Source organism: Microbispora catharanthi, assembly GCF_006334915.2.
Lineage (GTDB): Bacteria > Actinomycetota > Actinomycetes > Streptosporangiales > Streptosporangiaceae > Microbispora > Microbispora catharanthi.
This window is the reverse complement of sequence record NZ_VDMA02000010.1, coordinates 201,189-225,237: the sequence shown is the minus strand read 5'-3', so window position 1 is coordinate 225,237 and position 24,049 is coordinate 201,189. Positions and strand designations below refer to the sequence as shown.

The following is a 24,049-nucleotide window of genomic DNA, read 5'->3' as shown; positions in this document are numbered from 1 at the left end:
TCGGCCGCGATCGTGGAGATCGCGGCCGACGAGCGCTCAGCGCCCGGACGTGCGCACGGGGGACACGACCCGGATCACTTGGGCATCCAGGCCTGCCACTTGGCGGTGTTGGCCTCCACCCACTTCTTGGCCGCGTCCTCGGCCGACATGCCGTTGTTGGTGATGTCGTCGGCGACCGCGTTCTGGTCGTCGTTCGTCCACTGGAAGGCCTTGACCAGCTCGTACGCCTTGCCGCCGGTGTCGGCGAACTTCTTGCTCACGATCTTGTCGAGGTCGTACGGCGGGTAGTCGCAGTCGACCTTCTTGGGGTCGCTGTCGCAGCCCTCCGTGTACGCGGGGAGGTTGACCTTCACCAGCTTGACCTGGTTGAACAGCCACTGCGGCTCGTAGAAGTACATGAGCAGCGGCTTCTTCTGCTCGGTCGCCTGCTTGGCGGCCTTGATCAGCGCGGCCTCGCTGCCCGCGTAGACCACCTTGTAGTCGAGCTTCAGGTTCTTGACCAGCGCCTCGTCGTTGGTGACGAAGGACGGGTCGCCGTCCAGCATCTGGCCCTTGCCGTCCGACTCGGAGGTCTTGAACAGGTCGGCGTACTTGTTCAGGTTCTTGTAGTCGGTGATGTCGGGGTACTTCTGCGCCATCCACTCGGGCACGTACCAGCCGATGACGCCCTTGTTGCCGGTGCTGCCCGCCTCGACGGCGACGTTCTTCTCCTCGATGTACTTCTTCTTGAGGTCCGGGTGGCCCCAGTTCTCGATGATGACGTCGACGTCGCCCGACTCCATGCCCTGCCAGGACGGCTCCTCGGCGAGCGTCACCTTCTCGACCTTGTAGCCGAGCTCGTGCTCCAGCAGGTAGGACACCACGGCGGCGCTGGCCTCGTAGCCGACCCAGCCGTTGATGGCCATCTTGACCGTGCCCGCCGCGGACGCGCCCGCGGAGCCCGCGGCGCTCGCGCTCGGCGCGGCCGCGGAGTTGTCCTCGACCTTGGCGCCTCCGCAGGCGGCCGCACTGAGGCCGAGAACGAGAACCCCTGCGATTAGGCGTAACTTCTTCATGCGTTCCTCTTCTTGTGGGGAGAGCGGCGCCCGTTGGCGCCTTGCGTGATCCGGTCGAGCATGATTCCGAGGAGGACCAGGGCGACGCCGGCCGCGAGGCCCTTGCCGTAGTCCTCCTGCTGCGCGAACCCGGCCACGACGTCGTATCCGAGGGCCCCCGCACCGACCAGCGCGCCGATCACCACCATCGCCAGCGTCATGACGATGCCCTGGTTCGCCGCCAGGAGCAGCGAGCCGCGGGCCATCGGAAGCTGGACCTTCCACAGCAGCTGCCGGTCGGTGGAACCGGCGGACTTCGCCGCCTCCATGACGGTCGCGGGGACCGCCCGCAGGCCGTCCTCGACCAGGCGCGCGACCACCGGCACCGCGTAGATGAACGCGGCCACGATCGCGGTGAAGCGGCCGTTGCCGAACAGCGCGACGGCGGGCAGCAGGTAGGAGAACGACGGCATCGTCTGCGCGGCGTCGAGGAGCGGCCGCAGCACGGCGGCGAACCACCGCACCCGCGCCGCCGCCGCGCCGAGCACGAGCCCGACCGCGATCGTGATCAACGAGCCGACCAGAACCATCGTCAGCGTCTCCATGCCGTGCTCCCACAGGCCGAGCGCGGCGACGCCCAGGAGGCAGGCGGCGGCGACCAGGGCGGGGCCCACGCCGCTCACCCGCCAGGCGAACGCCAGCACCGCCGCCGTGACCAGCCACCAGGGAGCGCTGGTCAGCACGTCCTGCAGCGGGTTGAGCAGGCCGTACGCGACGGTGTCGTTGAGGAAGCCGGTGAAGGTGTACCAGTGCGCCTCGATCCAGTCGGCCACGTCGTTGATCGGCCGGACGATCTGCACCTGCCACTGCTCGGGGAACTCCTGCGCCAGCACGGGGGTCAGGGCGAGCCCTGCGGCCGTGAGGACGGCGAAACCACCCCAGCGGACGATCCTCGCCCGGCTCCCGCCCTCGCGCCGCTGCGCCGCCGCCCGCGTCATGCGGTCGAGCACGATGGCGATCAGCACGATCGCGACGCCGGGCACCAGCGCGGCGCCCACGTTGACCCGGGCGAGCGCGCGGAGCAGGTCCTCGCCAAGACCCGGCGCCGCGATCAACGCCGTCAACGGCACCATCGACAGAGCCGCAGCGATCGTCTGGTTGACGCCCAGCATGATCGTGTTGAGCGCCAGCGGCAGGCGGACCTTGCGCAGCGTCTGCCAGCGGGTGGCGCCCAGCGACTCCGACGCCTCCACCGTCACGCCGGAGACCCGCTCGATGGCCAGCGCGGTGATCCTGATCGCCGGCGGCATCGCGTAGATCATCGTCGCGATCGTCGACGACGCCGACCCGATGAGGAACAGCAGCACCATCGGCGACAGGTACGAGAACGTCGGCATGATCTGCATGACGTCGAGCACCGGCATCACGATCCGGCGGACGCGGGGCGAGCGGCCGGCCCAGATCCCCAGCGGGATGCCGAACAGCAGCGACAGCACCACCGCGGACAGCGTCAGCGCGAGCGTCTCGACGCTCGCCTCCCAGAACCCGAGCACGCCGAGGCCGGCGAAGCCCGTGAGCGAGACGAGCGCGATCCGCCAGCCGCCCGCGAGCCAGCCGAGGCCGGCGGCCAGGCCGACGAGCCCGGGCCACCCCAGCGCCACCAGGGCACCCTGGATCAGCGCGAAGACCTCCGCCGCACCCAGGCGGAGGTAGTTGACGACGTACAGGAAGATCGGGCTGCTGTTGCGGTTGGCGTCGACCCAGTCGCGGGCGTCGTTGAGCCAGTGGAACAGGCCGGCGTCGTCGTCGTGCGGCAGCGTGGCCTTGCCGCGGAAGGCCACGTAGAGGGCCACCACGGCGACGACCGCGGCGACCGGCGCGACCCACCGCGGCAGGCGCCTGACCCGCGCCGGGGCCTGCACGGGCGGCGCCACCTGAACAGGCGCGCTCACCATCTACGCCTCCCCGGGCGCGCTGGCGGAGGCGACCGCCGCGCCCCCACGAGTCCTCGCCTTGGCGGGCGCGGAGGTGTCGCCCTCGTCCCGCGCCGGCTGCTCCTCCTGGACGTCCTCGCCGGGCGGCTCCTGGTGAACGTCCTCACCGGACGGCTTCTCCTGAACGGCCTCGACGGCGGGGGCGTCCTCGCCTGCCCCGCCGGGAGCGACGGGCTCGTCGCCTCCGGACTCCTCCGAGCCGGCGGCTTCCTCGGTCGGCTCCTCGGCAGCTTTCTCGGCGGACTCGTCAGACTCATCAGACTCGTCGGACTCGTCGGCGGGCTTTTCGGCGGGGGCGGAGACGACCACGGATTGGGTCTCGGGCCGCACCGCGCCGAGGAGGTCGACACGACTCACCACGCCGACCAGTTCGCCGTCGGCGACGACACGGATGGGCCGGGCGGACGCCATCGCGGCCGGGACCGCGTCGTGGATCACGGTGTCGGCGGGAAGTTCGGGACCGTCGAGCGGCTCGTCAGGCTCGGGGGCGCGGGAGATCCAGCGCAGCGACAGCACCTGCGCCCTCGGAACGTCCCGCACGAAGTCGGCCACGTAGTCGTCGGCGGGCGCCCCGACCAGTTCCTCGGGGGTGCCCACCTGCACGATCGCGCCGTCCCGCATGATCGCGATGCGCTCGCCGAGCTTGAGCGCCTCGGACAGGTCGTGGGTGATGAAGACCATGGTCTTGCCGACCTCGCGGTGCAGCCGGATGACCTCGGCCTGCATGTCGCGGCGGATCAGCGGGTCGAGCGCGCTGAACGGCTCGTCGAACAGCAGCACCTCGGGGTCGACGGCGAGCGCCCGGGCCAGCCCCACCCGCTGCTGCATGCCGCCCGACAGCTGCTCGGGATAGGAGTCCTCGTGGCCCTCCAGCCCGACCAGCGACAGGATGCGCCGGGCCTTCTCGTGCCGCTCGGTCTTTCCGACGCCCTGGATCTCCAGGCCGTAGCCGACGTTGTCCACGACCTTCCGGTGCGGCAGCAGCCCGAAGTGCTGGAAGACCATGCTCACCCGGTGACGGCGAAGCTCCCGCAGCTGCCTGGCCGACATGGCGCGCACGTCCTGGCCGTCGATGCGCAGCTCGCCCGCCGTCGGCTCGATCAGCCGGGTGAGACAGCGCACGAGCGTCGACTTGCCGCTGCCCGACAGGCCCATGACGACGAAGACCTCGCCGGGGCGTACCTCGAAGCTGACGTCCCTGACGGCGGCGGTGCACCCCGTCTTCGCCCGCAGTCGCGCGGGCTCAAGCTCGGCGTCGGGGCTGCCGATGATCCGGTCGGCCTTGGGACCGAAGATCTTCCAGAGCCCGCGAACCTCGATCGCGGCTGTGCCCACTCTGATTCCCCTCACTTGGCGCTCGCCCGCGAGGCGGCGTGGACGCCCGGAAACGCCAAAGCACGGCGCGAGGGCTGCCGCTCGCACGCCGTGAATGAAGAGCGGGGGGCCAACGACTCCTCAGGGCACACGCACAGGCGTTGCGCTACGCGCAACACGGATCCTGTTTTGACAACAGGTCTGAGGCTAGGGCCCTGCTGCCCTCATATGGTGAAAAATGCCACCTAATCTCCATATCGTGATCGTCCGGTGATCTTTTGCCCCACGGGCCTTACCGGGCAGTGAGGGCGCGGCGGCACGGCGTGAGGGCCCGCCCCGGCGAGGTGGCACCCGGGCCGGGCTCAGGTGGCGAGAATGCCTCCGTCGACCGGGAGCACCGCTCCGGTGACGTACGAGCCGGCGTCGGAGGCGAGGAAGACGGCGGCGGCGACGAGTTCCTCCGGGTCACCCGAGCGCTTCATCAGGACCCGCTGCTCCCGCATGCGGTCGAGGTAGCCGTCGGGATACTGCGCGGTCATCTCCGAGTCGAAGAAACCCGGCTCCAGGCAGTTGACCCGGATGCCCCGGCGCGAGGTCCACTGCTGGGCGAGGTCGCGGGTCAGGCCGACGACGGCGGCCTTCGACGCGCTGTAGGCCGCCTGCGGCAGCCCGGCCGTGGTCTCGCCGAGCACGCTGCCGATGTTGACGATCGACGATCCCGGCCGCATGACCCGGGCGCACGCCTGGGCCATCCAGTAGGTGCCGTTCAGGTTGACGTCGAGCACGCGGCGGAACTCGCCGGGCGCCTCCCGCAGGGCGGGCACGGCCGTGCCGACGCCCGCGTTGTTGATCAGCACGTCGACGCGGCCGAACTCGCCCATGGCCGCGTCGACGAGGGCCTGACACTCCTCGGGGACCGACACGTCGGTCGGGACCGCCAGGCAGCGGCGGCCGGTCTCCTCGACCAGCCGCCGGGTCCGCTCCAGCCCTTCGGGACGGCGGGCCCCGATCGCCACGTCGGCGCCCGCCTCCGCCAGGCCCCTGGCGAAGGCGACGCCGAGCCCCGACGAGGCCCCCGTCACGATGGCCACCTTGCCGTCGAGACGGAACCGGTCCAGGATCACGCCGCCTCCTCGCTCAAGAATCGAACCCGACTCTAGAGCAAGGTTTTTAAAGGGTGGCGGGCGGGCGGATCAGAGGCCGTACTCCTTGGAGATCCGCTCGTGCCGCTCGGCCTCGATGCCGACCTCACGGGCGAGGTCGAGCCACGCCAGCGGGTGCGACCACTGCTCGGTGACGTCGTCGAGAACGGCGTCCAGCTCCGCTGGCCGCACGGCGGGCGGGATCGCGATCCAGCCGAACACGCCGGGAAGCTGCTCGCCGGTGGCCGGGTGGGTGACGCGGTAGTTCTCGTCGCTGTAGACCCACATCGGCCAGCCGCGCTCGGCGAGGACCTCGTTGAACTCGGCCCACTCGTCCTCCGACGGCGCCGCGCCGTCGAAGAACCAGCTCGTGTAGCCGCCCGGGCGCAGCATCGTCACCCCGGCGAACGGGATGACGAAGCTCTCCCGCTCCTGCTCGTTCTCGGGAATCGGCTCAAGCGGCCGGGGGTCGATCACGACGACGTCGCCCGCGTTGTATTCCATGCCGCGCGGCTGCGGGATCGCCAGGCGCGCGGTGGCCGGGCCGGTCCGTACGGCGAGCACCTCCCGCTGGCTGCCGTCGGGGGCGGGGAGGATCACCCGGACCAGGTGCCACTCCTCCTCGATCGGGCCCTCGCCCGGCTCGATCGGCATGCCGAGCTTGGCGCCCGCGGCGCGGACGGTCGCCCAGTCCTCCACGGCGGTGGACAGGACGATGATCCGCCAGACGTCCTCCTCCTCGCCCTCGCCGGAGTCGAGCAGCGGCTTGAGGATCTCGGCCGCCTTGACGTTGTCGCCGAGCTGCTGGACGGCGCCCGACCACAGGCGGCGCGCCTCCAGCCCGCCCTCGTGGGCGACCGCCTGCTCGGCCTCGGCCGCCGTCTGCTCCCAGCGCTCGCGCGCGCGGTGGAGCCGGGCGAGCGCGAGGTGCGAACGGGTCTCCGGCAGCCGGGCCGCCAGGGTCTCCACCCGCTCGTCCTGCCCGGCCTCGATGAGCAGGCCGGTGAGGTAGGAGATGTCCTCGTCGCCGGCGGCGGCCGGGTCGCCGTCCTCGACGATCGTCTTCCAGTAGACGTCGGCGCCCACCGGGGCGTAACCGAGGAACCCGAGCGTCGTGGTGTGCCGCCGGGTCGCCTCGAGGTCGGTGCCGGACAGCGGCCACAGCCAGCCCACCCACCGCTCGGGGTCGGCCGTGCGGCCGTCGGCGGCGTCGAAGTAGGCCACCAGCTCGTCGCGGGGGCCGGGCGGCGGAAGCTCCTTGGCGGCGTCGGCCGCGGCGCGCAGCTCGGCCACCCGCTCGGCGAGTCCCTCGGTGAGGCGGAGGTCGGCGATCGCGGCCTCGGCGTAGTCGGCCAGCAGGCGGGCCTGCCACAGGCCCTGCCGGGCGACCGCCAGGTGCCCGGCCGTCAGCGCCAGCTCGAACCTGGCGCGGTGGCCGCCCACGCTCTCGAAGTAGGCGATCCACTGCCGCAGGATGCGGCCGAGCTGCCAGGTGTTGGCGATGCCTTCGGTGAGCATCCGGACGGTGCGCGCCCACTCCACCCATTCGCGCGCGTGGTCGCCCACCACGTCGAGGTCGGGCAGCGCGTCCACGGCCTCCTGCACACGGCCGAGAGTGGCCAGCACCTGCGACCTGAGCAGGGTCTCGCGGCGGCCCTTCGCAACCGGGTCGTCCGGCTTGAAACCGGTCGAGGCGTCGAGCGCGGCCAGGGCGTCGTCCGGGCGTCCGGCGGCGAGCAGCGCCCGCGCGGAGGCGGCGCCCAGCTCCCAGCTCGCCTCGCGTCCCTCGCCGCGCAGGCGCTCGACCGCCGCCTCGGCGTACGCGACGGCCTCGGCCGCCTGGCCCGCGTCGATCAGGGCGGCGACGTACTGCGTGGCCAGCCCGGAGAAGGCGAGGGAGTCCGGGCCGACGCCGTCGAGGGCCGCGCCGAGGGCGGCCAGCCGAGCCTCGGCGTAGCCGGGGCCGTCGGTGTTGGCCTGGGCCATCGCCAGGACCTCCACGGCGCCGGGGGCGGCGGGACAGTCGCGGACGTCGTCACGCTGGGCGAAGTCCGCCAGCGCGACGGCGTCGTCGAGCGCGGCCGCGCCGATCGCCCGGTCGCCCACCCGGCCGAGCAGGTGCCAGTAGCGCGCGAAGAACTCCAGCCACGGCTTCTCCAGCGTCTCGGCGTTCTGCGCGATCGCCGGCGCCACGACGTCGAGCTGGGTGAAACGGCCCTCCAGCGCCTGCGCGGGCACGTCACCCAGCGCCATGGCCAGCCCCGTGTTGCCCGCCTCGTGCAGTTCACGCTGGGTGCCACCGACCCAGGCCCAGATGTCCACGTCCATGAGCAGTCAGTCTGCCAGGTCGCCGACCATGACCCAAACGAACGCGGCCTTCGGCTCACCGGCGCGTCAGCGCGCCCGGGTCGCCTGGGTCGCTTCCCGGAGGAGGGCGCAGAGCTCGGCGAGCTCCGCCGGGCCGAGCGCCGCGTACGCGCGGGCGACGAGGTCGTCGGTCAGCTCCTCCGCCCCGGCCCTGCGCTCCGCCGCCTCCGCCGACGGCTCCGCGTAGGGCTCGGGCCAGGCGAGGAAGCGGGCGACGTCGGAGGTGCGGTCGTACGGGATCGGGGTCCCGGTGTTGTCCGCGCCCACGAGGGTGGCATCCAGTGGGCCGAGTCCGTGCGCCACCACGGCCGTCGCGTGCCGGGCGCCGCGCAGTTCCCGCACGACGTGCAGCAGGTGGGCCGCCAGGGCGGGCCCGCCGCCGGGCCGCGGCATGGCCCGCCATCCGGCGAACAGCGGCGCGCAGAACGGGTCGGCGCCGTCGGCGACGGCGGCGAGCAGCTCCGCCAGCCGGTCGGCGTTCCCGAACCCGGCGAGCCTGCGCCGTCCCCAGTCGTGGCAGGCGCCGGCGTAGAGCGCGGCGGCCTCCTCGGCCGGGAGCTTGCGCCCGCCCTCCCACGACTCGCGGACGTGCCCGGCCGGGAAGAAGACGACCGCCGCGAGCACGACGTCGGCGTCCACCTCGCCGAGGACGCCGCACCTGCCCCGGAAGTACATCTCCCGTGGGCCGAGGCCGTGGCGCTCGCACAGCGCCTTGACCTCCCGGGAGATCATGAAGCCCCCGCCGAGGGCCCCGATGGCCGCCTTCGTCTCCACCACCGCGTCACGCGGGTCCATACGCCCTCCTCGGTCTAATCCCCAGACCCAGGGTGGCGCATCAGAACAAGGTTCTGCAAGTGCCTGAAACGATCAGAGGACGGCGGGCCACTCCCCCGAGGCGACGAGGACGGCCGGCCCCGACAGGTAGCTCGTGTCCTCCTCCAACGTGACGGTGACCGTGCCGCCGAGCACCCGGACCTCCCAGGTGCCGGTGGTCTCCCCGGCGGCGTGGGCGGCGGCGACGGCCGTCGCGACCGCCCCGGTGCCGCACGAGCGCGTCTCCCCCGAGCCCCGCTCGTGCACCCGCATGGTCACCTTGTGGTCGCCCACGGCGTTGAAGATCTCGACGTTGACGCCCTCCGGGTAGTCCGCGCGGTCGAAGTCCGGCTCGCGGCCGAGGTCGAACCCGGCCACCGACTCCTCCACGGCGCACGCCAGGTGGGGGTTGCCCATGTTCACGTTCACGCCGCGGCACTCGCGCCCGTCGACGACCGCGCGGCTGTTCCCCAGCACCCGCGGCCTGCCCATGTCCACGGTCACGTCGCCCGTCACCCCGAGCCGTACGCGCTTGAGGCCCCCGCGGGTGGCGACGGCGAACTCGCCGGGCGCCGCGAGGCCCGCGTCCACCAGGTAGCGGGCGAAGACCCGGACGCCGTTGCCGCACATCTCGGGAATGCCGCCGTCCGCGTTGCGGTAGTCCATGAACCACTCCGCCTCGCCGGCCTGCCCGGCCGCCTCGGGGCAGAGCTTGGTGCGCACGACGCGCAGCACCCCGTCGGCGCCGATGCCCGCGCGCCGGTCGCAGAGCGCGACGACGTCCGCCGCGGACAGAACCAGCGTGGCGTCGGCGTCCGGCAGGATGACGAAATCGTTCTCGGTGCCGTGGCCCTTCACAAACCGCATGGCAGCAGTCTAGGAGGCGCCGGTGATCACGGCGATCGCGCGGTCGGCCAGGTCGGGCGCGTCGAACGGCAGCCAGACCACCCGGGGGTCGCGGCGGAACCACGACTCCTGTCGCCGGGCGAACCTGCGGGTGGCCCGCACCGTCTCCTCCCGCGCCTGGTCCTCGGACCACTCCCCGGAGAGGAAGCGCAGCACCTGCGCGTATCCGAGCGCCCGGCCGGCGGTCCTGCCCTCGGCCAGGCCGCGCGCGGCGAGCGCGCGCACCTCGTCCACCAGCCCGGCCTCCCACATGAGGGCGACCCGGCGCTCGATCCGCTCGTCGAGGACCGGCCGCGGCACCTCGACGCCGATCTGCACGCTGTCGTAGACCGCGTCGTACGACGGCATCGTGGCCGAGAACGGCCGCCCGGACAGCTCGATGACCTCCAGCGCGCGGACGATCCTGCGGCCGTTGCTCGGCAGGATGTTCTCCGCGGCCACCGGGTCGAGGCCCTTGAGCCGCTCGTACAGGGGCGCCGGGCCGGTCGCGGCGAGCTCCTTCTCCAGCCGGGCGCGCACGTCCGGGTCGGTCCCCGGGAACTCCAGGTCGTCGATCGCGGCGCGCACGTAGAGCCCGGAGCCGCCCGCCAGCACGGGCACCCGGTCGCGGGAGCGCAGGTCCTCGATCAGGGGGCGGACGAGGCGTTGGTACTCGGCCACGCTGGCGGTCCGCGTCACCGGCCAGATGTCCAGCAGATGGTGGGGGACGCCGTGCCGCTCCTCCTGGGTCAGCTTGGCCGTGCCGATGTCCATGCCCTCGTAGAGCTGCATGGAGTCGGTGTTGATCACCTCGCCGCCCAGACGGCGCGCGAGCTCGACGGCCAGGTCGGACTTTCCCGCCGCGGTCGCGCCCACGACGGCGATCACAGGTAGCTGCCCCACACCCTCCAGTGTCCCAGCGGCGAGGAGGTCAGATGTCCCAGTCGAGGGTGGGAGGCAGGTGGCCTTCGAGGGTGAGCAGCCACCGCTTGGACTCCACTCCCTCGCCGCCGCTGAAGCCGCCGAGCCCGTTGCTCGCGACGACCCGGTGGCACGGCACGATGATCGGGATCGGATTGGCGCCCATGATCGAGCCGATGGCCCGCGCCGGGACCCCCGTGCCGCTCCGCGACGCCAGCTCCCCGTACGTCACCACCTCGCCGTACGGGACGGTGGCGAACAACGTGCCGAGGACCTGCCGCTGCAGCGGCGACATGAGCCGCCAGTCCACCGGCACGCGGAACTCCTTCAGCTCGCCCCGGAAGTACGCCGCCAGCTCCTCCCCTGCGGCGGCCGTACGGTCCGGGTCGTCGGCGACGGCCATCCCGAGGCGATCGGCGATGCGCTCCCTGAGCGGGGGGCCGTCCTGGAAATGCGTCGCGGCGACCCCGTCCTCGGTGACGGCGGCGAGCACGTCACCCAGCCTGGTCGGTACGGTCGCGAACGCCACCGTGCTGCTGTCCATACGTCCCATTCTGCGCGTGGCCGGGCGGGGTAGGGTGATCGGGTGCTGGTCGCCGCTGCCGTCTGCCCGCATCCTCCGCTGCTCGTCCCACAGGTCGCCGGGGCCGCCGCGCCTGAGCTCGACGACCTGCGCGCGGCCTGCGCCGCGGCGGTCGGCCCGCTCCTGGACGCCCGCCCCGACGTGCTGGCCGTGGCCGGTGGCGCGGAGGTCACCGCGTCCTTCCCCGAGGACGCCGCGGGGACGCTGCGCCCGTGGGGCCCCGACGTCCGGGTCGGCCCGGGGGATCTCGTCCTGCCCCTGTCGCTCACGATCGGCCGCTGGCTGCTGGAGCGGGCGCACGCGTCCGGGGACGGCCTGCCCGCGCTGCGGTTCGAGGCGGTCGGATTCGACGCGCCGCCCGCCGAGTGCGCCGCGCTCGGCCGCCGTCTGGCGGAGTCGGCGCGGCGGGTGGCGCTGCTGGTCATGGGCGACGGCTCGGCCAGGCGCACCGAGAAGGCACCGGGTTACGTCCATCCCGACGCCGTGCCGTACGACGAGATGCTCGCCGGCGCGCTCGCCTCGGGCGACGCCGGGCGTCTGCTCGGCCTCGACCCGGACGAGGCGCGGGAACTGTGGGCGGCGGGCCGGGCGGCCTTCCAGGTCCTCGGCGGCGCGGCGCAGGAGGCGCCCCCACCGGCCGCCTCCGAGCTGCTCTACGACGACGCGCCCTACGGCGTGGGCTACTTCGCCGCCCGCTGGGCCTGGTAGTCCGCGCGCTTCGGCACGGGGACGCGCATGAGGTCGCGGGCCGTCACGACGTCCCCCGCGTAGGACTTGCGCACCTCGTCCACGAAGCGCGGCTCGTCCGCCGTCGTGTACCGCTCGGAGAAGTGCGTGAGCACCAGCCGCCGGACCCCGCAGGCGGCCGCGATCTGACCCGCCTGGGCCGCCGTCAGGTGCCCGTACTGCGCGGCCATCGCGCTCTCGTCCGACAGGAACGTCGACTCGATCACCAGCAGGTCGACGCCGTCGGCCAGGGCGAACGCCCCGTCGCACACGCGGGTGTCCATCACGAAGGCCGCGCTCTGTCCCGGCTTGGGGGCGCTGCACTCGTCCAGCGTGACCGTCGAGCCGTCCGGCATCGTCAGCGAGCCGTGCCTCTGGAGCTCCCCGATCATCGGCCCGCGCACGCCCCGCCTGGCCAGTTCCCCGGGCAGCATGCGGCGCCCGCCCGGCTCGTCCACGCGATAGCCGTACGACTGGACGGGGTGCGACAGCGGCCGCGCGGTCAGCGTCACGGGTCCCGAGGGCCACCGGACCACCTCGCCGGAGACCGGTCGGGGCGCGATCACGTCGGTGTCGGCGAAGGCCGACGCGTTGCGCAGCCTGCGCCAGTACGTCTCGCCGCTCGCGGGGTAGGCCGCCCGCACCTCGTGGTTCACCTTGTCCCTGGCGATCCGCTGGACCACGCCGGGCACTCCCAGGCAGTGGTCGCCGTGGAAGTGGGTGACGCAGATCCAGGTGATGTCGTGCGCGCTCACCCCTGCGTGCAGCATCTGCCGCTGGGTGCCCTCTCCCGGATCGAACAGGAACCCCTCGCCGTCCCAGCGGAGCAGATAACCGTTGTGGTTGCGGTGACGGGTGGGCACCGCGCTCGAGGTGCCGAGGACGACCAGTTCACGAACGGACACATCGCCGATGTTAAGACGTGTCCGGCGATCGGGCCCTGCCGCGCTCCGACGGAAGCACCGTCATGCGCGGCCTTTCACCTGGTATGGCGTGGCTCAGTCAATATTCACCATCATTCGGGATATTTCTCTAAATAATGGCCGGGTGGCGTATTTGGAGTTCCCGGAAATCGACGGAACCACCGCTGGAATTCGCCCGCGGCGGGCAGACTGAGAAATCGGAAACAACCGACCGCCGCATGGAAGAACACGACCTTGCCGGATTTCTCCCCCACCCCACGGCACCGGCGCGACGGCCATCCCGTCCTCGCCCTGACGGGCGTGATCGGCGTGACCGCGATCGCCGGGCTCGGCGTCGTCCTGGCCGTCCTGCCCGCGCGGGATCCGGCGCCCTCCGCCGCTCGGCCGGTTGCCGCCGATCTGGGCACTGCGGCCTCACCGGCACGTCCGGCGCCGGGATTTCCCGGCGCCGGCCCCTTCTTCTCGCCGGCGACCGCCCCGCGGAAACCCGGATCCGAGCGGCAGGAAACGGAACCGGAACGCGCGGCGGAGCACCGGGAGGAGACGGAGGAAACGGCGACGCGAGACGACCCGGAAAGTGCAGAAAGCGGACAATCGCGGAGAGAACAGCCGGAGCGAGAGCGGCCGCCACGTCGAGGCGGTGCGCTGCCGCCCGGTCACGAGACCGGAGCGTCGCGGTCGTCCGGGCGCCCTGACCGGACGGCGGGCCCCTCCTCCCGGTCCCGGCCGCCCTCGCCCGTCTCGTCGTCTCGGAGCGGCGGAAGCGACTCGACCGGCACGGCAGGTCGCGCCGGGACGAGGGAGACGCACCGGCCCCGGCCCGCCCGCGTCGCTCCGCCGGACGCCTCGAAGCCGGCCGTACGGAACTCCGCGACCGGCGCCCCGGCGGCAGAGAACACCGCCGAGAACACAGCGGCCAAGGACGCGGACGGCGTGACACGCACCCGGATCCAGGACCCCTGCCTGCGGTTCGACGACGACCTGCGGCGCGCCTACTGCTATGAGGTCCTGCGCCGCCTCGGCGGGTGACCCGGCCGTCGCCGGACTCGGCCCGTCAGACGGCCGAGCAGGCGGACGGCTCCGCGGGCAGCGGAGCGGGACGGCCGATGGTGGGCATGCCCAGGCTGACCGCGCTGCCCCGCTGCGGCGCGGCCTGCCGCGCCTCCCACGCGTCGCCCGCGCGGGTCCGCCGCACGGACAGGACCTTGTCGGCCACCAGGTGGTGCGGCGCGGCGTAGGTCACCTCGACCGTGACCATGTCGCCCGGACGGGCGTCGGCGGCGACATCGGACGCGGCGAGGTGGACGAGGCGGTTGTCGGCGGCCCGGCCGGACAGGCGGTGGGTGGCGTCGTCCTTGCGGCCCTCGCCCTCGGCGACCAACACCTCCAGAGTGCGCCCGACCTGCTTCTTGTTCTCCTCCCAGGAGATCTCCTCCTGGAGGGCGACCAGGCGCTCGTACCGCTCCTGGACGACGGCCTTGGGCACCTGGTCCTCCATGGTCGCGGCCGGGGTGCCGGGACGGATGGAGTACTGGAACGTGAACGCGTTGGCGAAGCGCGACCGCCGCACGACCTCGAGGGTCTGCTGGAAGTCCTCCTCGGTCTCGCCGGGGAAGCCCACGATGATGTCGGTCGAGATCGCGGCGTCCGGCATCGCGGCCCGGACCCGCTCGATGATCCCGAGGTAGCGCTCGGACCGGTACGACCGGCGCATGGCCTTGAGGATGCGGTCGGAGCCGGACTGCAGCGGCATGTGCAGCTGGTGCATCACGTTCGGCGTCTCGGCCATGGCGGCGATGACGTCGTCGGTGAAGGCCGCCGGGTGGGGCGAGGTGAAGCGGACCCGCTCCAGGCCCTCGACGTCCCCGCAGGCCCGCAGCAGCTTGCCGAACGCCAGCCGGTCGCCGAACTCCACGCCGTAGGTGTTGACGTTCTGGCCCAGCAGGGTGATCTCCAGGACGCCCTGGTCGACCAGGGTGCGCACCTCGCTGAGGATGTCGCCGGGACGGCGGTCCTTCTCCTTGCCGCGCAGGGACGGCACGATGCAGAACGTGCACGTGTTGTTGCACCCGACCGAGATCGCCACCCAGGCCGCGTAGGCCGACTCGCGGCGGCTCGGCAGCGTGGAGGGGAAGGTCTCCAGGGACTCCTTGATCTCGACCTGGGCCTCTTCGGCGATCCGGGCCCGCTCCAGCAGCACCGGCAGCGACCCGATGTTGTGGGTGCCGAAGACCACGTCCACCCAGGGGGCCCGGCGGACGATCTCGCCCTGGTCCTTCTGCGCCAGGCACCCGCCGACCGCGATCTGCATGCCCTTGCGGGCCATCTTGATCGGCCTCAGGTGGCCCAGGTTGCCGTAGAGCCGGTTGTCGGCGTTCTCGCGTACGGCGCAGGTGTTGAACACGACGACGTCCGGCGTGTCCCCTTCGGCCGCGCGGACGTATCCCGCGTCCTCCAGCAGCCCGGACAGCCGCTCGGAGTCGTGCACGTTCATCTGGCAGCCGTAGGTCCGCACCTCGTAGGTCCGCTCGGCGCCCTGTGTCGTCGTCGCGCCTTCGGCGCCCTGTGTCGTCACAGTCTGTGTGGTCGCAGTCATCGCACTACAAGGGTAGGCGCTTTCCCACCCCCGCCCGTACCGGAACGTCGCGCACTCGATCGCGTACAAGCGGCGACGACAGCGGCGTTGTCGCCGCATGCCGAGCCCTCCCAGAGCGGGCCGGACCACGGGTGCGGATCCGTGTCATGACCAGGGCTCGCATCTGCCATTACCCAGGCTTGTGAAAAGCGAAAAGTTCGCTTTATTGAACCATTCATGTCTGTGTGGTGCCCTTGTGAAGGCACGAGACCCACACTCCCCACGGATTGGCCTGAACCGATGTCGAACTGGAACCGATCATCCGTTCTCGTCCGCAGGACGGTTGGTTACTCCGCCGTCGCGGCACTGGTCTGCGCCGGGGTCAGCCTGCTCTTCCTCGTCGTCGTGGGCGGCAAGGACGCCGACGCGGCCCGGGCTCGTGTCACCGGGGCGTGGGACCGGGTGGTGCCCCTCATCAGAGAGGGGTTCCTCCCCTCCGTGCTGCCGGCGGGCAAGGACATCGCGATCCAGGTCCTGGACACACAGCACCAGGTCGTCGCGGCGACACCGCAACTCGCCCGCAAGCCCCCGATGGCCACCTTCCACGCGACCAGCACAAGCGTGCACTCCGAACGGGTGCTGTGCCCTCCGGCCGGGCTGAAGGGCTGTATGACCGTCTTCTCCTACAAGGTCTATCAGCCGGACGGGCCTTGGCTCCTCTATGTGGCGGTGCCCACGGTCTCCTGGTACGGGAACACGGCGGCGCTGTCCTTCGCGATCGGCATGTCCCTGCTGATGACCGCGATGACGGCAGCCGGGACCTTCCATGTGGCCAAAAGGGATATGACCGCGGTGGACGCCATCCGCACGGAACTGGCGGAGATCACCGCCACCCATCTCCACCGCCGGGTCCCCGTGGCGCACAACAACCAGGAAGAGATCAAGCTCTTGGCCGGAACGGTGAACGACACCCTGGACCGGCTCGAGGGCGCGTACAAGCAACTGCGGCAGTTCACCTCGGACGCCTCTCACGACCTGCGCAGCCCCCTCACCGCCATGCGGGCCCAACTCGAAGAGGCCCTCATGCATCCGGACGACGCCGACTGGCCGAGGACGACCGCGGCGGTGCTCGCCGGAGTGGACCGGCTGCAGGCGATCGTGACCGACCTGCTGACCCTGGCCAGGCTGGACGCCCGCGCCCCCCTCGACCTCACTCCGACCGACCTCGGCCGGCTGGTCCGCGGCGAGCTCGACCGCCGCACCTACCGGATGGAGATCGTGAGGGATCTCCATCAGAACGTCTTCGTCGACTGCGACCGGCTGCGGATCACCCGGCTCCTGGTGAACCTGCTCGACAACGCCGAACGGCACGCCACCTCACAGATCACGGTCAGCGTGCGGGCCGACGGGCCGACGGCGACGCTGGAGGTCCTCGACGACGGCGCCGGCATCGCCCCCGAACACCGGGAAACGGTCTTCGACCGCTTCACCCGGCTGGACGCCTCACGCGACCGGGACTCAGGGGGGACCGGGTTGGGGCTGGCGATCGCACGGGAGATCGCAGAAGCACATCAGGGCACCTTGACCATCCAGGACAGCGAACGGGGAGCACGGTTCGTCCTGCGCCTCCCCGTCCGCGAAGCGCCTGAGATCGCCGGACGAAGCGAGCATCGTGCCGGTCACGCCGGCCTTTTCAGTTTCCCCGTCCCACGATGAGCCCCTGTCCCACGATGAGCCCCTGTCCCACGATGAGCACTGTCCCACGATGAGCCGCTACCCGGGACCGCGACGCCTGACGATCAACCGGCCGGCGACGCCGTCCGTCGACCAGGTCCCGGCGCCGCGAGGCCCCGGACGTCCTGGGACATCGTCCTGTTCGTCTGGGCATTTCGGTCGCTAGCCTGAGCCCGACTCGGCGGTCGCGCCGGAGGCGCGAAGGAGGCGGGCAGTGCGGCGTACGGCGTGGGCGGTCTGCGCGCTCAGCCTGCTCCTGGTCGTCGCGGCCCTGGTGTTCGGTCACCGCAACGGCGCCGGGCTGTTCGCCCAGAGCCACCTCCTCTTCGTCACCGTCTGCGCGCTGGTCGGCGGCCTGATCACCGCCGAACGTCCGGGCAACGCCGTCGGTTGGCTGATGGCGGTCTGCGGCCTGTGCTTCGCGCTGTTGGACGCGACCGGGCACTACGCCCTGGCCGGGCTGCCGTTCGCGACCTCGATGGCCTGGCCGCAGACGTGGCTGTGGGTCCCCGCCAACCTGTCGGTCGCCGCCGTGCCCGCCTTCTTCCCGTCGGGACGGCCGTCGTCGCCCAGGTGGCGGGCGACCCTGTGGGCGCTCGCCGCGGTCGCCGCCGTGACGACCGCGCTGAGCGCCCTGCTGCCCGGCCCCAGCCATCAGCTCGGATGGGGCACGCCGCTGCCGAACCCCCTTGGAGTGCCCGCGCTCGCCGTGGTCTCCCCGTTCGTCGAGCCGCTGACGACCGGGCTGATGGCTGCCCTGTTCGTGACGGGCGCGGCCGGTCTCGTACGCCGGGCCGGGCGCGGCGACGCCGACGAGCGGATCCAGCTCAAGTGGCTCGGGTACGCCGCGGGGCTCGCCGGGCTGATCGTCGCGGGGCGGGTGGCCGCGGGGTTGTCGGACGGTGACCCGCGCTCCATCTGGCCTATCACCAGCCCGTTCTGGGAGGTTCTGGGGACGTTCGCGGCGTGCCTGCTGCCGGCCGCCGGCGCGGTGGCGGTGCTGCGGCACGGCCTGTTCGACATCGACCTCGTCATCAACCGCACGCTCGTCTACGTGCTGCTGTCGGCGTGCGTGTTCGGCGGTTACGTGCTCGTGGTCACCTATCTCGGCGCGGTGTTTCGCACGGCGGGCGGGCTGCCGGTGTCGGTGGCCGCCGCCGGGGTGGTCGCCCTCGTCTTCGCGCCGCTGCGCGAGCGGCTGCAACGCGCCGTCAATCTGGTGATGTACGGCAGGCGCGACGACCCGTACGCGGCGCTGGCCCTGCTGGGCAGGCGCCTGGAGGAGGCGGCGGAGCCGGGTGCGGTGCTGGCCGCGGCGGCCCGGTCGGTGGCGGAGGCGCTGCGCCTGCCGCACGTCGCGGTCGAGGTGGCCGGAGGGCCGACCCACGCGTACGGCGTGCCCTCCCCCGGCGCCGTACGGCTGCCGCTCGTGCACAGGGGCGAGCCGGTGGGCGACCTGGTCCTGTCTCCGCGTCCGGGCGAGAGCGGGCTCGGCGCGAGAGACCGCCGGGTTCTCGCCGACCTCGCCCGCCAGACGGGGATCGCCGTGCACGCCGTACGGCTGTCGGCCGACCTGCAGCGCTCGCGTGAGCGGCTCGTGGCGGCCCGCGAGGAGGAGCGGCGGCGGCTGCGGCGCGACCTGCACGACGGCCTCGGGCCGACGCTGGCCGCGTTGACCATGCGCGCGGAGGCCGTGCGGGACATGGTGCAGGACATGGTGCGCGACCCGGACGCCCTGGCGATGCTCGAAGAGATCATGACGGACGCCCGCACGGCGATGGGCGACGTACGGACGCTGGTGGAGGGGCTGCGGCCACCGGCCCTCGACACGCTGGGCCTGGCCGGGGCGATCAGGTCGCACGCGGCCCGGCTGCCCGGCGTCGAGATCGACGTCGAGATCGACGGATCCCTTCCGGCGCTGCCCGCGGCCGTCGAGGTGGCGGCGTACCGGATCGCGGCCGAGGCGCTGGCGAACGCGCGCCGCCACGCCGGAGCCGGGCGGGTGCGCGTACGGCTCGGCATGACCGGCGGGACTCGTGCCGGCGTGCTCGAAGTGGAGATCGCCGACGAGGGCGGCGAGCCGCACGCGGACGGCGGTGGCAGCGGGGTCGGCACTGCGTCGATGCGCGAGCGGGCGGCCGAGCTCGGCGGCACCTGCGTGATCGGTCCGCGGCCCGGTGGCGGGACGCGCGTGCTGGCCCGCCTTCCGGCCCGGAACACGGCCGAGAGCACAGCCGAGAACACGGCCCAGAGCACACGCCTGAACAGGGCGCAGAACACGGCGCAGGACACGAGACGGGAGGCGGGCGATGGAACCGATCCGCGTGCTGCTGGTTGACGATCACGCGGCCTTCCGGGCGGGGCTGCGCGCGCTCCTTCGGCCGGTGGAGGAGATGGAGGTCGCCGACGAGGCGGCCAGCGGCGAGCAGGCCCTCGCCCTCCTCCCCCGCGTGCAGCCCGACGTCGTGCTGATGGACCTCGCCATGCCCGGCATGGGCGGGGTGGCCGCGACCGAGCGGATCACGAGGGACAACCCGCATGTGCGGGTCCTGGTGCTCAGCATGGCGGACGACGACGACGCGGTCTTCGCGGCACTGCGCGCGGGGGCCCGCGGATACGTGCTCAAGGGCGCGCGGCGGGCCGAGCTCGTGCGTGCGATCCAGGCCGTGGCCGAGGGCGAGGCGATCTTCGGCCCCGCCCTCGCCGGGCGGCTGATGGGCTACTTCTCCGATCTCGGCCGCAGACCCGAGCCGAGCTTTCCCGAACTCACCCCGCGTGAACGGGAGATCCTGGGCCTGGTCGCCGGCCATCTGACGAACGTCCAGATCGCGGCCCGGCTCGGGCTGAGCCAGAAGACCGTGCGCAACCACGTGTCCAGCGTCTTCGCGAAGCTGCGCGTGGCCGACCGGGCCGAGGCGATCATGCGGGTCAGGGAGTCGGGCCTGTAGCGGACGGGCGGGCGCCCGCGGGTGCTCAGGCGGCCCGCCAGTCGTCCACGGGCATGCGCAGGACCTTCAGCGCGACCGCGCCGAACGCCGCGAGGTGGAACAGCGACCCGATGGTCTGGACGGCCGGCGGCTGCCCCATCGTGAGGAACGGCCCGCAGGTCCCCGCGAGCGCCGCCGCAGGGACCCACCACGGCGCCCGCCGCACCGCCGCCAGGCCCGTCAGGAGCACCAGCAGGCCCACGTGGAGGAGGAAGCCCGGCAGGAGGATGCCGTACACGAACCCGCCGAGCGCGCCGGCCACCTCGGTCACCCGGGCGGCCGGGGCGTCCGGAAGGGTGAGCGCCAGCGCCAGGTCGTAGAAGTCGGTCATGAACAGGCAGGTGGCGGTGACCGCGCCGGTGAGGCCGACGGCCGCGCCGATGTTGCCGATGCGCGGCGCCCGCGTGCGGAGGAGGTGGGCGAGCCCGAGGATCACCGGGACCAGGCAGACGGTCGCCCACTGGAACAGCAGCGCGCTGGCCTGCACCTGCACCGGGCTGGCGCGGAACACCGCGGGATCGTGCTCGGTGCCCGGCGGCGAGGTCAGGAAGGCCAGGCCGAGCAGGACGGGCCACGCCAGCATGGCCGCCGCCGCCACGGTCTTCCGAAATAGGTCCGGATTTTTCAGCATCTGTGCTCCTACACGGTGAGAGGTCGGCAGGAGCCAACCGGGACCGCGTCCCGGGCCGCATGGGGCGGGCCGCACGGACAAACCGGGAGTGATGTCCTGAGCAGCCGGGATGTGATCTATTCGGTACCGGCCCGTTAGTGACTCGGCGGCATTGACCCCCCTACGTTGTTGACCATGACGGAGATCAGTGGTTCCGACCCGCTTGTCAGGCTGGAGGGAGTCAACAAGCATTTCGGTCCCCTGCATGTGCTCAGGGACATCGACCTGAGCGTGGGCCGGGGCGAGGTGGTCGTCGTCATCGGCCCGTCCGGCAGCGGCAAATCGACGCTGTGCCGGGTGATCAACCGCCTGGAGACGATCGACACCGGGACCATCGTCTTCGACGGGCGGGAGCTGCCCGCGGAGGGCAGGGCCCTGGCCCGCCTGCGGTCCGAGGTCGGGATGGTGTTCCAGTCCTTCAACCTCTTCTCCCACAAGACGATCCTGGAGAACGTCACGCTCGGCCCGACCCGGGTGCGGAAGGTCTCCCGGCAGCAGGCCGAGCAGCGGGGCATGGAACTGCTCGAACGGGTCGGCATCGCCTCTCAGGCGGGCAAGTATCCCGCCCAGTTGTCCGGCGGCCAGCAGCAGCGCGCGGCCATCGCCCGCGCGCTGGCCATGGACCCCAAGATGATCCTTTTCGACGAGCCCACCTCGGCCCTCGACCCGGAGATGGTCCAGGAGGTGCTCGACGTGATGACCGGCCTGGCCAAGGACGGCATGACGATGATGGTCGTCACCCACGAGATGGGTTTCGCCCGCCGGGCGGCCAACCGGATCGTGTTCATGGCCGACGGCCAGATCGTCGAGGAGGGGTCGCCCTCGGAGTTCTTCACCCAGCCGAGCACCGAGCGCGCCCGCGACTTCCTCTCCAAGATCCTCACTCACTGATCCCAGCTCACGACAAGCTCCACAAGAAGCGAAAGGTGACGCGGATGCGATTCGGAGCCGGCCTGCTCGCGCTGGCCGCCCTGGCCACCGGCCTGACGGCCTGCGGCAACTCCGGTGCGGACTCGATAGCCGACAAGGCCAAGAACGACAAGAAGCTCGTGATCGGCATCAAGATCGACCAGCCGGGCTGGGGGCTGAAGAAGCCCGACGGCAGCTACGGCGGGTTCGACGTCGACGTGGCGAGGTACGTCGCCAAGGAACTCGGCGTGCCGGAGAGCGGGATCACGTTCAAGGAGGCCCAGTCGGCCAACCGCGAGCCGTTCATCCAGCAGGGCCAGGTGGACATGGTCGTGGCGACCTACTCCATCACCGACGAGCGCAAGAAGAAGATCTCCTTCGCCGGGCCCTACCTGATCACCGGCCAGGACATCCTCGTCCGCGCCGACGACACCTCGATCACCGGGGTCGAGTCCCTCAAGGACAAGAAGGTCTGCGGCGCGCAGGGCTCGTCGTCGCCGAAGCGCCTCGCCGACAAGTTCGGGGCGGAGTGGGAGTCCAAGAACCTCACCCAGCAGCAGGGGTACGGCGCGTGCCTGCCGCTGCTGGAGAACAAGCAGGTCGACGCGATCTCCACGGACGCGACGATCCTCGCCGGGTTCGCCGCCCAGTTCCCCGGCAAGTTCAAGCTGATCGGCCAGCCGTTCAGCGAGGAGAAGTACGGCATCGGCATCAAGCTGGACGACAAGGCCGGCCGCGACGCGATCAACAACGCGATCGAGAAGTTCTTCAAGGACGGCAGCTGGCGCAAGGCCCTCGACGCCAACCTCGGCGAGTTCGGCAAATACTTCACCTCTCCGCCGTCCGTCGAACGCTACTAGAGCACCGATAGCGGCACTGGAAGGAGGCAGGCGGTGGAGGCCGTCGTCGACGAGCTTCCCGTCATCCTCGGCGCGTTCTGGCTGACGGTGAAGCTCACGGTGGTCAGCGGGGTGATCTCGCTGATCTGGGGGATCGTGCTGGCGGCCATGCGCGTCAGTCCGTTGCCGGTGCTGCGAGGGGCGGGTGCGCTGTACGTCAACGTGCTGCGCAACACGCCCCTCACACTGATCATCGTGTTCTGCGGTCTCGGCCTGGGCACGGTGATGAACGTCCAGTTCTCCCGGGACGACCTGTCGCTCAACAGTTTCTGGCTGTCGATCATCGGGTTGTCCGCCTACACCTCCGCCTTCGTGTGCGAGGTCGTGAGGTCAGGGATCAACACCGTGCCGCTCGGGCAGGCGGAGGCGGCCCGGGCGATCGGGCTGACGTTCCTGCAGACGCTCCGCCTGGTGATCCTCCCCCAGGCGGTGCGCACGGTCATCGCGCCGCTCGGGAGCCTGCTGAACGCGCTGGTCAAGAACACGACGGTCGCGGCCGCGATCGGCGTCATGGAGGCGGCGCTGCGGATGAAGAACCTGTTCGACGCCCACGGAGACGCGATCATTCCCATCTTCCTCGGCTTCGCCGCCGGGTTCGTCGTGCTGACCCTTCCCATGAACCTGCTGTCCGGCCGGCTGGCCCGGCGCCTGGCGGTGGTCCGATGACCGGGCGCGGCGCCAGCGTCCTCTACGACGTCCCGGGCCCGCGCGCCCGCCTGCGCAACAACGTGCTGACCCTCGCGTTCGGCGTCGTCCTGCTGCTGGTCGCGTACTTCGTCTGGACGAAGTTCGACGAGAAGGGCCAGTGGGACGGCACGCTGTGGCAGCCGTTCCTGCGGGCCGACACCTGGACCGAGCTGATCCTGCCCGGGCTGCTCAACACGCTGGCCGCCGCCGCGGTCGCCGCGGTGCTCGCGCTGCTGTTCGGGGCCGTGTTCGGCATCGCCCGCCTGTCGGACCACCGCTGGGTGCGGATCCCGGCCGCGGTGATCGTCGAGGCCTTCCGCGCGGTCCCGGTGCTCATGCTGATCTTCTTCGCCCAGTACGGCGGGAGCCTGGCCGGGCTGGTCGTGACCGAGTTCGCGGCCGTGGTCTTCGGTCTCACGGTCTACAACGGGTCGGTCCTCGCGGAGATCGTGCGCGCGGGCATCCTCGCCGTGCCGCGCGGCCAGGCCGAGGCGGGATCCGCCATCGGTCTGCGCAAGAACCAGGTGATGCGGCTGATCCTGCTGCCGCAGGCGGTGACCGCGATGATGCCCGCGATCGTCAGCCAGCTCGTGGTGCTGCTCAAGGACACCGCGCTCGGGTTCGTCGTGGCGTACGCCGACCTGCTGAACGCGGGCGCCCGCGTGGTGCCGGCCAACTACGCCAACCTGATCCCCTCGGTCATCGTCATCGCGGTGGTCTACATCGCGATCAACCTGGCGCTGGGCTACCTCGCCACCTGGCTGGAACGGCGCAGCAGGCGCAGCCGCAAGATCGCGGCCGACCCGGCCGCCGCCGAGGCGGCCGCGGGCGGCGAGGTTGCGCTGATGAGCTGACCCCTCCCGCCGGACGCCGCGTGAGTCAAGGG

20 protein-coding genes and 1 pseudogene are annotated in these 24,049 nt (G+C 71.8%); 8 read left to right on the top strand and 13 right to left on the bottom strand.

Annotated elements, in window-relative coordinates; genetic code table 11:
• Nucleotides 1–74: 74 nt before the first annotated feature.
• The 9 genes and pseudogenes from FH610_RS20680 to FH610_RS20640 all read right to left on the bottom strand — a co-directional run bounded on the left by FH610_RS20680 (nucleotide 75) and on the right by FH610_RS20640 (nucleotide 11,014).
• Nucleotides 75–1,055 (bottom strand): ABC transporter substrate-binding protein, encoded by a 981-nt coding sequence (locus tag FH610_RS20680; protein WP_139576168.1) that lies wholly within the window; start codon nucleotides 1,053–1,055, stop codon nucleotides 75–77.
• Entirely contained in the window at nucleotides 1,052–2,989 is a 1,938-nt protein-coding gene (locus FH610_RS20675; protein ID WP_139576167.1) for an ABC transporter permease, read from the bottom strand. Before FH610_RS20675 ends, FH610_RS20680 begins: the two co-directional genes overlap by 4 nt.
• A gap of 366 nt (nucleotides 2,990–3,355) precedes the next feature.
• Nucleotides 3,356–4,378: pseudogene (locus FH610_RS20670) on the bottom strand (quaternary amine ABC transporter ATP-binding protein); the annotation flags it as partial.
• A gap of 326 nt (nucleotides 4,379–4,704) precedes the next feature.
• The gene (locus FH610_RS20665) at nucleotides 4,705–5,466 is read right to left on the bottom strand and encodes an SDR family NAD(P)-dependent oxidoreductase (protein WP_240809082.1); all 762 of its coding nucleotides are present in this window, start codon (nucleotides 5,464–5,466) and stop codon (nucleotides 4,705–4,707) included.
• A 69-nt stretch (nucleotides 5,467–5,535) separates the two neighbouring features.
• Nucleotides 5,536–7,812, bottom strand: coding sequence for a tetratricopeptide repeat protein (locus FH610_RS20660; protein WP_139576165.1), 2,277 nt, complete (start codon nucleotides 7,810–7,812; stop codon nucleotides 5,536–5,538).
• Nucleotides 7,813–7,878: 66 nt separating this feature from the next.
• Nucleotides 7,879–8,646: an SCO6745 family protein gene (locus tag FH610_RS20655; protein WP_139576164.1), complete on the bottom strand. Its 768-nt coding sequence runs from the start codon at nucleotides 8,644–8,646 to the stop codon at nucleotides 7,879–7,881.
• Between the two features lie 72 nt (nucleotides 8,647–8,718).
• The gene (dapF, locus tag FH610_RS20650; protein WP_139576163.1) at nucleotides 8,719–9,531 is read right to left on the bottom strand and encodes a diaminopimelate epimerase; all 813 of its coding nucleotides are present in this window, start codon (nucleotides 9,529–9,531) and stop codon (nucleotides 8,719–8,721) included.
• 9 nt (nucleotides 9,532–9,540) lie between these two features.
• On the bottom strand, nucleotides 9,541–10,452 hold the full coding sequence (gene miaA / locus FH610_RS20645) for a tRNA (adenosine(37)-N6)-dimethylallyltransferase MiaA (protein WP_139576162.1): 912 nt from the start codon (nucleotides 10,450–10,452) through the stop codon (nucleotides 9,541–9,543).
• Nucleotides 10,453–10,480: 28 nt separating this feature from the next.
• Nucleotides 10,481–11,014, bottom strand: a complete 534-nt coding sequence (locus tag FH610_RS20640) for a methylated-DNA--[protein]-cysteine S-methyltransferase (protein WP_139576161.1) — start codon at nucleotides 11,012–11,014, stop codon at nucleotides 10,481–10,483.
• A gap of 42 nt (nucleotides 11,015–11,056) precedes the next feature.
• Between FH610_RS20640 and FH610_RS20635 the strand changes: the two genes are divergently transcribed.
• Nucleotides 11,057–11,761, top strand: coding sequence for a class III extradiol dioxygenase subunit B-like domain-containing protein (locus FH610_RS20635; protein ID WP_139576160.1), 705 nt, complete (start codon nucleotides 11,057–11,059; stop codon nucleotides 11,759–11,761).
• Here FH610_RS20635 and FH610_RS20630 read toward each other — a convergent pair.
• From FH610_RS20630 to miaB, 3 genes are all read right to left on the bottom strand, one after another.
• On the bottom strand, nucleotides 11,734–12,684 hold the full coding sequence (locus FH610_RS20630) for a ribonuclease Z (RefSeq protein WP_139576159.1): 951 nt from the start codon (nucleotides 12,682–12,684) through the stop codon (nucleotides 11,734–11,736). The two genes, FH610_RS20635 and FH610_RS20630, sit on opposite strands and share 28 nt — an antisense overlap.
• 674 nt (nucleotides 12,685–13,358) lie before the next feature.
• On the bottom strand, nucleotides 13,359–13,601 hold the full coding sequence (locus FH610_RS20625) for a hypothetical protein (protein WP_161628039.1): 243 nt from the start codon (nucleotides 13,599–13,601) through the stop codon (nucleotides 13,359–13,361).
• A gap of 155 nt (nucleotides 13,602–13,756) precedes the next feature.
• A complete protein-coding gene (miaB, locus tag FH610_RS20620) occupies nucleotides 13,757–15,217 on the bottom strand; it encodes a tRNA (N6-isopentenyl adenosine(37)-C2)-methylthiotransferase MiaB (RefSeq protein WP_276607697.1) in 1,461 nt (486 codons plus the stop codon).
• Nucleotides 15,218–15,577: 360 nt separating this feature from the next.
• Between miaB and FH610_RS20615 the strand changes: the two genes are divergently transcribed.
• The 3 genes from FH610_RS20615 to FH610_RS20605 all read left to right on the top strand — a co-directional run bounded on the left by FH610_RS20615 (nucleotide 15,578) and on the right by FH610_RS20605 (nucleotide 19,959).
• Nucleotides 15,578–16,993: a sensor histidine kinase gene (locus FH610_RS20615; protein WP_139576156.1), complete on the top strand. Its 1,416-nt coding sequence runs from the start codon at nucleotides 15,578–15,580 to the stop codon at nucleotides 16,991–16,993.
• Between the two features lie 232 nt (nucleotides 16,994–17,225).
• Nucleotides 17,226–19,349 carry a sensor histidine kinase gene (locus FH610_RS20610; protein WP_139576155.1) on the top strand — a complete coding sequence of 708 codons (2,124 nt, stop codon included), beginning with the start codon at nucleotides 17,226–17,228 and terminating at the stop codon, nucleotides 19,347–19,349.
• Entirely contained in the window at nucleotides 19,321–19,959 is a 639-nt protein-coding gene (locus FH610_RS20605) for a response regulator transcription factor (protein WP_139576154.1), read from the top strand. Before FH610_RS20610 ends, FH610_RS20605 begins: the two co-directional genes overlap by 29 nt.
• 25 nt (nucleotides 19,960–19,984) lie before the next feature.
• Here the strand turns inward: FH610_RS20605 and FH610_RS20600 are convergent, their stop codons facing one another.
• A complete protein-coding gene (locus FH610_RS20600; protein WP_139576153.1) occupies nucleotides 19,985–20,629 on the bottom strand; it encodes a hypothetical protein in 645 nt (214 codons plus the stop codon).
• Between the two features lie 174 nt (nucleotides 20,630–20,803).
• On the opposite strand from FH610_RS20600, the gene FH610_RS20595 reads away from it, so the two are divergent.
• The 4 genes from FH610_RS20595 to FH610_RS20580 are packed head-to-tail and all read left to right on the top strand — an operon-like array spanning nucleotide 20,804 to nucleotide 24,017.
• Entirely contained in the window at nucleotides 20,804–21,559 is a 756-nt protein-coding gene (locus FH610_RS20595) for an amino acid ABC transporter ATP-binding protein (protein WP_139576152.1), read from the top strand.
• A gap of 44 nt (nucleotides 21,560–21,603) precedes the next feature.
• Nucleotides 21,604–22,437, top strand: a complete 834-nt coding sequence (locus FH610_RS20590) for a glutamate ABC transporter substrate-binding protein (RefSeq protein WP_139576151.1) — start codon at nucleotides 21,604–21,606, stop codon at nucleotides 22,435–22,437.
• Nucleotides 22,438–22,470: 33 nt separating this feature from the next.
• The gene (locus FH610_RS20585; protein WP_139576150.1) at nucleotides 22,471–23,142 is read left to right on the top strand and encodes an amino acid ABC transporter permease; all 672 of its coding nucleotides are present in this window, start codon (nucleotides 22,471–22,473) and stop codon (nucleotides 23,140–23,142) included.
• Nucleotides 23,139–24,017, top strand: coding sequence for an amino acid ABC transporter permease (locus tag FH610_RS20580; protein ID WP_139576149.1), 879 nt, complete (start codon nucleotides 23,139–23,141; stop codon nucleotides 24,015–24,017). The genes FH610_RS20585 and FH610_RS20580 overlap by 4 nt, the downstream gene beginning before the upstream one ends.
• The last annotated feature ends 32 nt before the right edge of the window (nucleotides 24,018–24,049 follow it).

Coding starts and splice junctions, on each gene's coding strand:
- FH610_RS20590 (WP_139576151.1), top strand. CDS start 21,604: ATGCGATTCGGAGCCGGCCTGCTCGCGCTGGCCGCCCTGGCCACCGGC.
- FH610_RS20640 (WP_139576161.1), bottom strand. CDS start 11,014: ATGGACAGCAGCACGGTGGCGTTCGCGACCGTACCGACCAGGCTGGGT.
- FH610_RS20605 (WP_139576154.1), top strand. CDS start 19,321: ATGGAACCGATCCGCGTGCTGCTGGTTGACGATCACGCGGCCTTCCGG.
- FH610_RS20595 (WP_139576152.1), top strand. CDS start 20,804: ATGACGGAGATCAGTGGTTCCGACCCGCTTGTCAGGCTGGAGGGAGTC.
- FH610_RS20660 (WP_139576165.1), bottom strand. CDS start 7,812: ATGGACGTGGACATCTGGGCCTGGGTCGGTGGCACCCAGCGTGAACTG.
- FH610_RS20675 (WP_139576167.1), bottom strand. CDS start 2,989: ATGGTGAGCGCGCCTGTTCAGGTGGCGCCGCCCGTGCAGGCCCCGGCG.
- FH610_RS20600 (WP_139576153.1), bottom strand. CDS start 20,629: ATGCTGAAAAATCCGGACCTATTTCGGAAGACCGTGGCGGCGGCGGCC.
- dapF (WP_139576163.1), bottom strand. CDS start 9,531: ATGCGGTTTGTGAAGGGCCACGGCACCGAGAACGATTTCGTCATCCTG.
- FH610_RS20580 (WP_139576149.1), top strand. CDS start 23,139: ATGACCGGGCGCGGCGCCAGCGTCCTCTACGACGTCCCGGGCCCGCGC.
- FH610_RS20615 (WP_139576156.1), top strand. CDS start 15,578: ATGTCGAACTGGAACCGATCATCCGTTCTCGTCCGCAGGACGGTTGGT.
- FH610_RS20655 (WP_139576164.1), bottom strand. CDS start 8,646: ATGGACCCGCGTGACGCGGTGGTGGAGACGAAGGCGGCCATCGGGGCC.
- FH610_RS20680 (WP_139576168.1), bottom strand. CDS start 1,055: ATGAAGAAGTTACGCCTAATCGCAGGGGTTCTCGTTCTCGGCCTCAGT.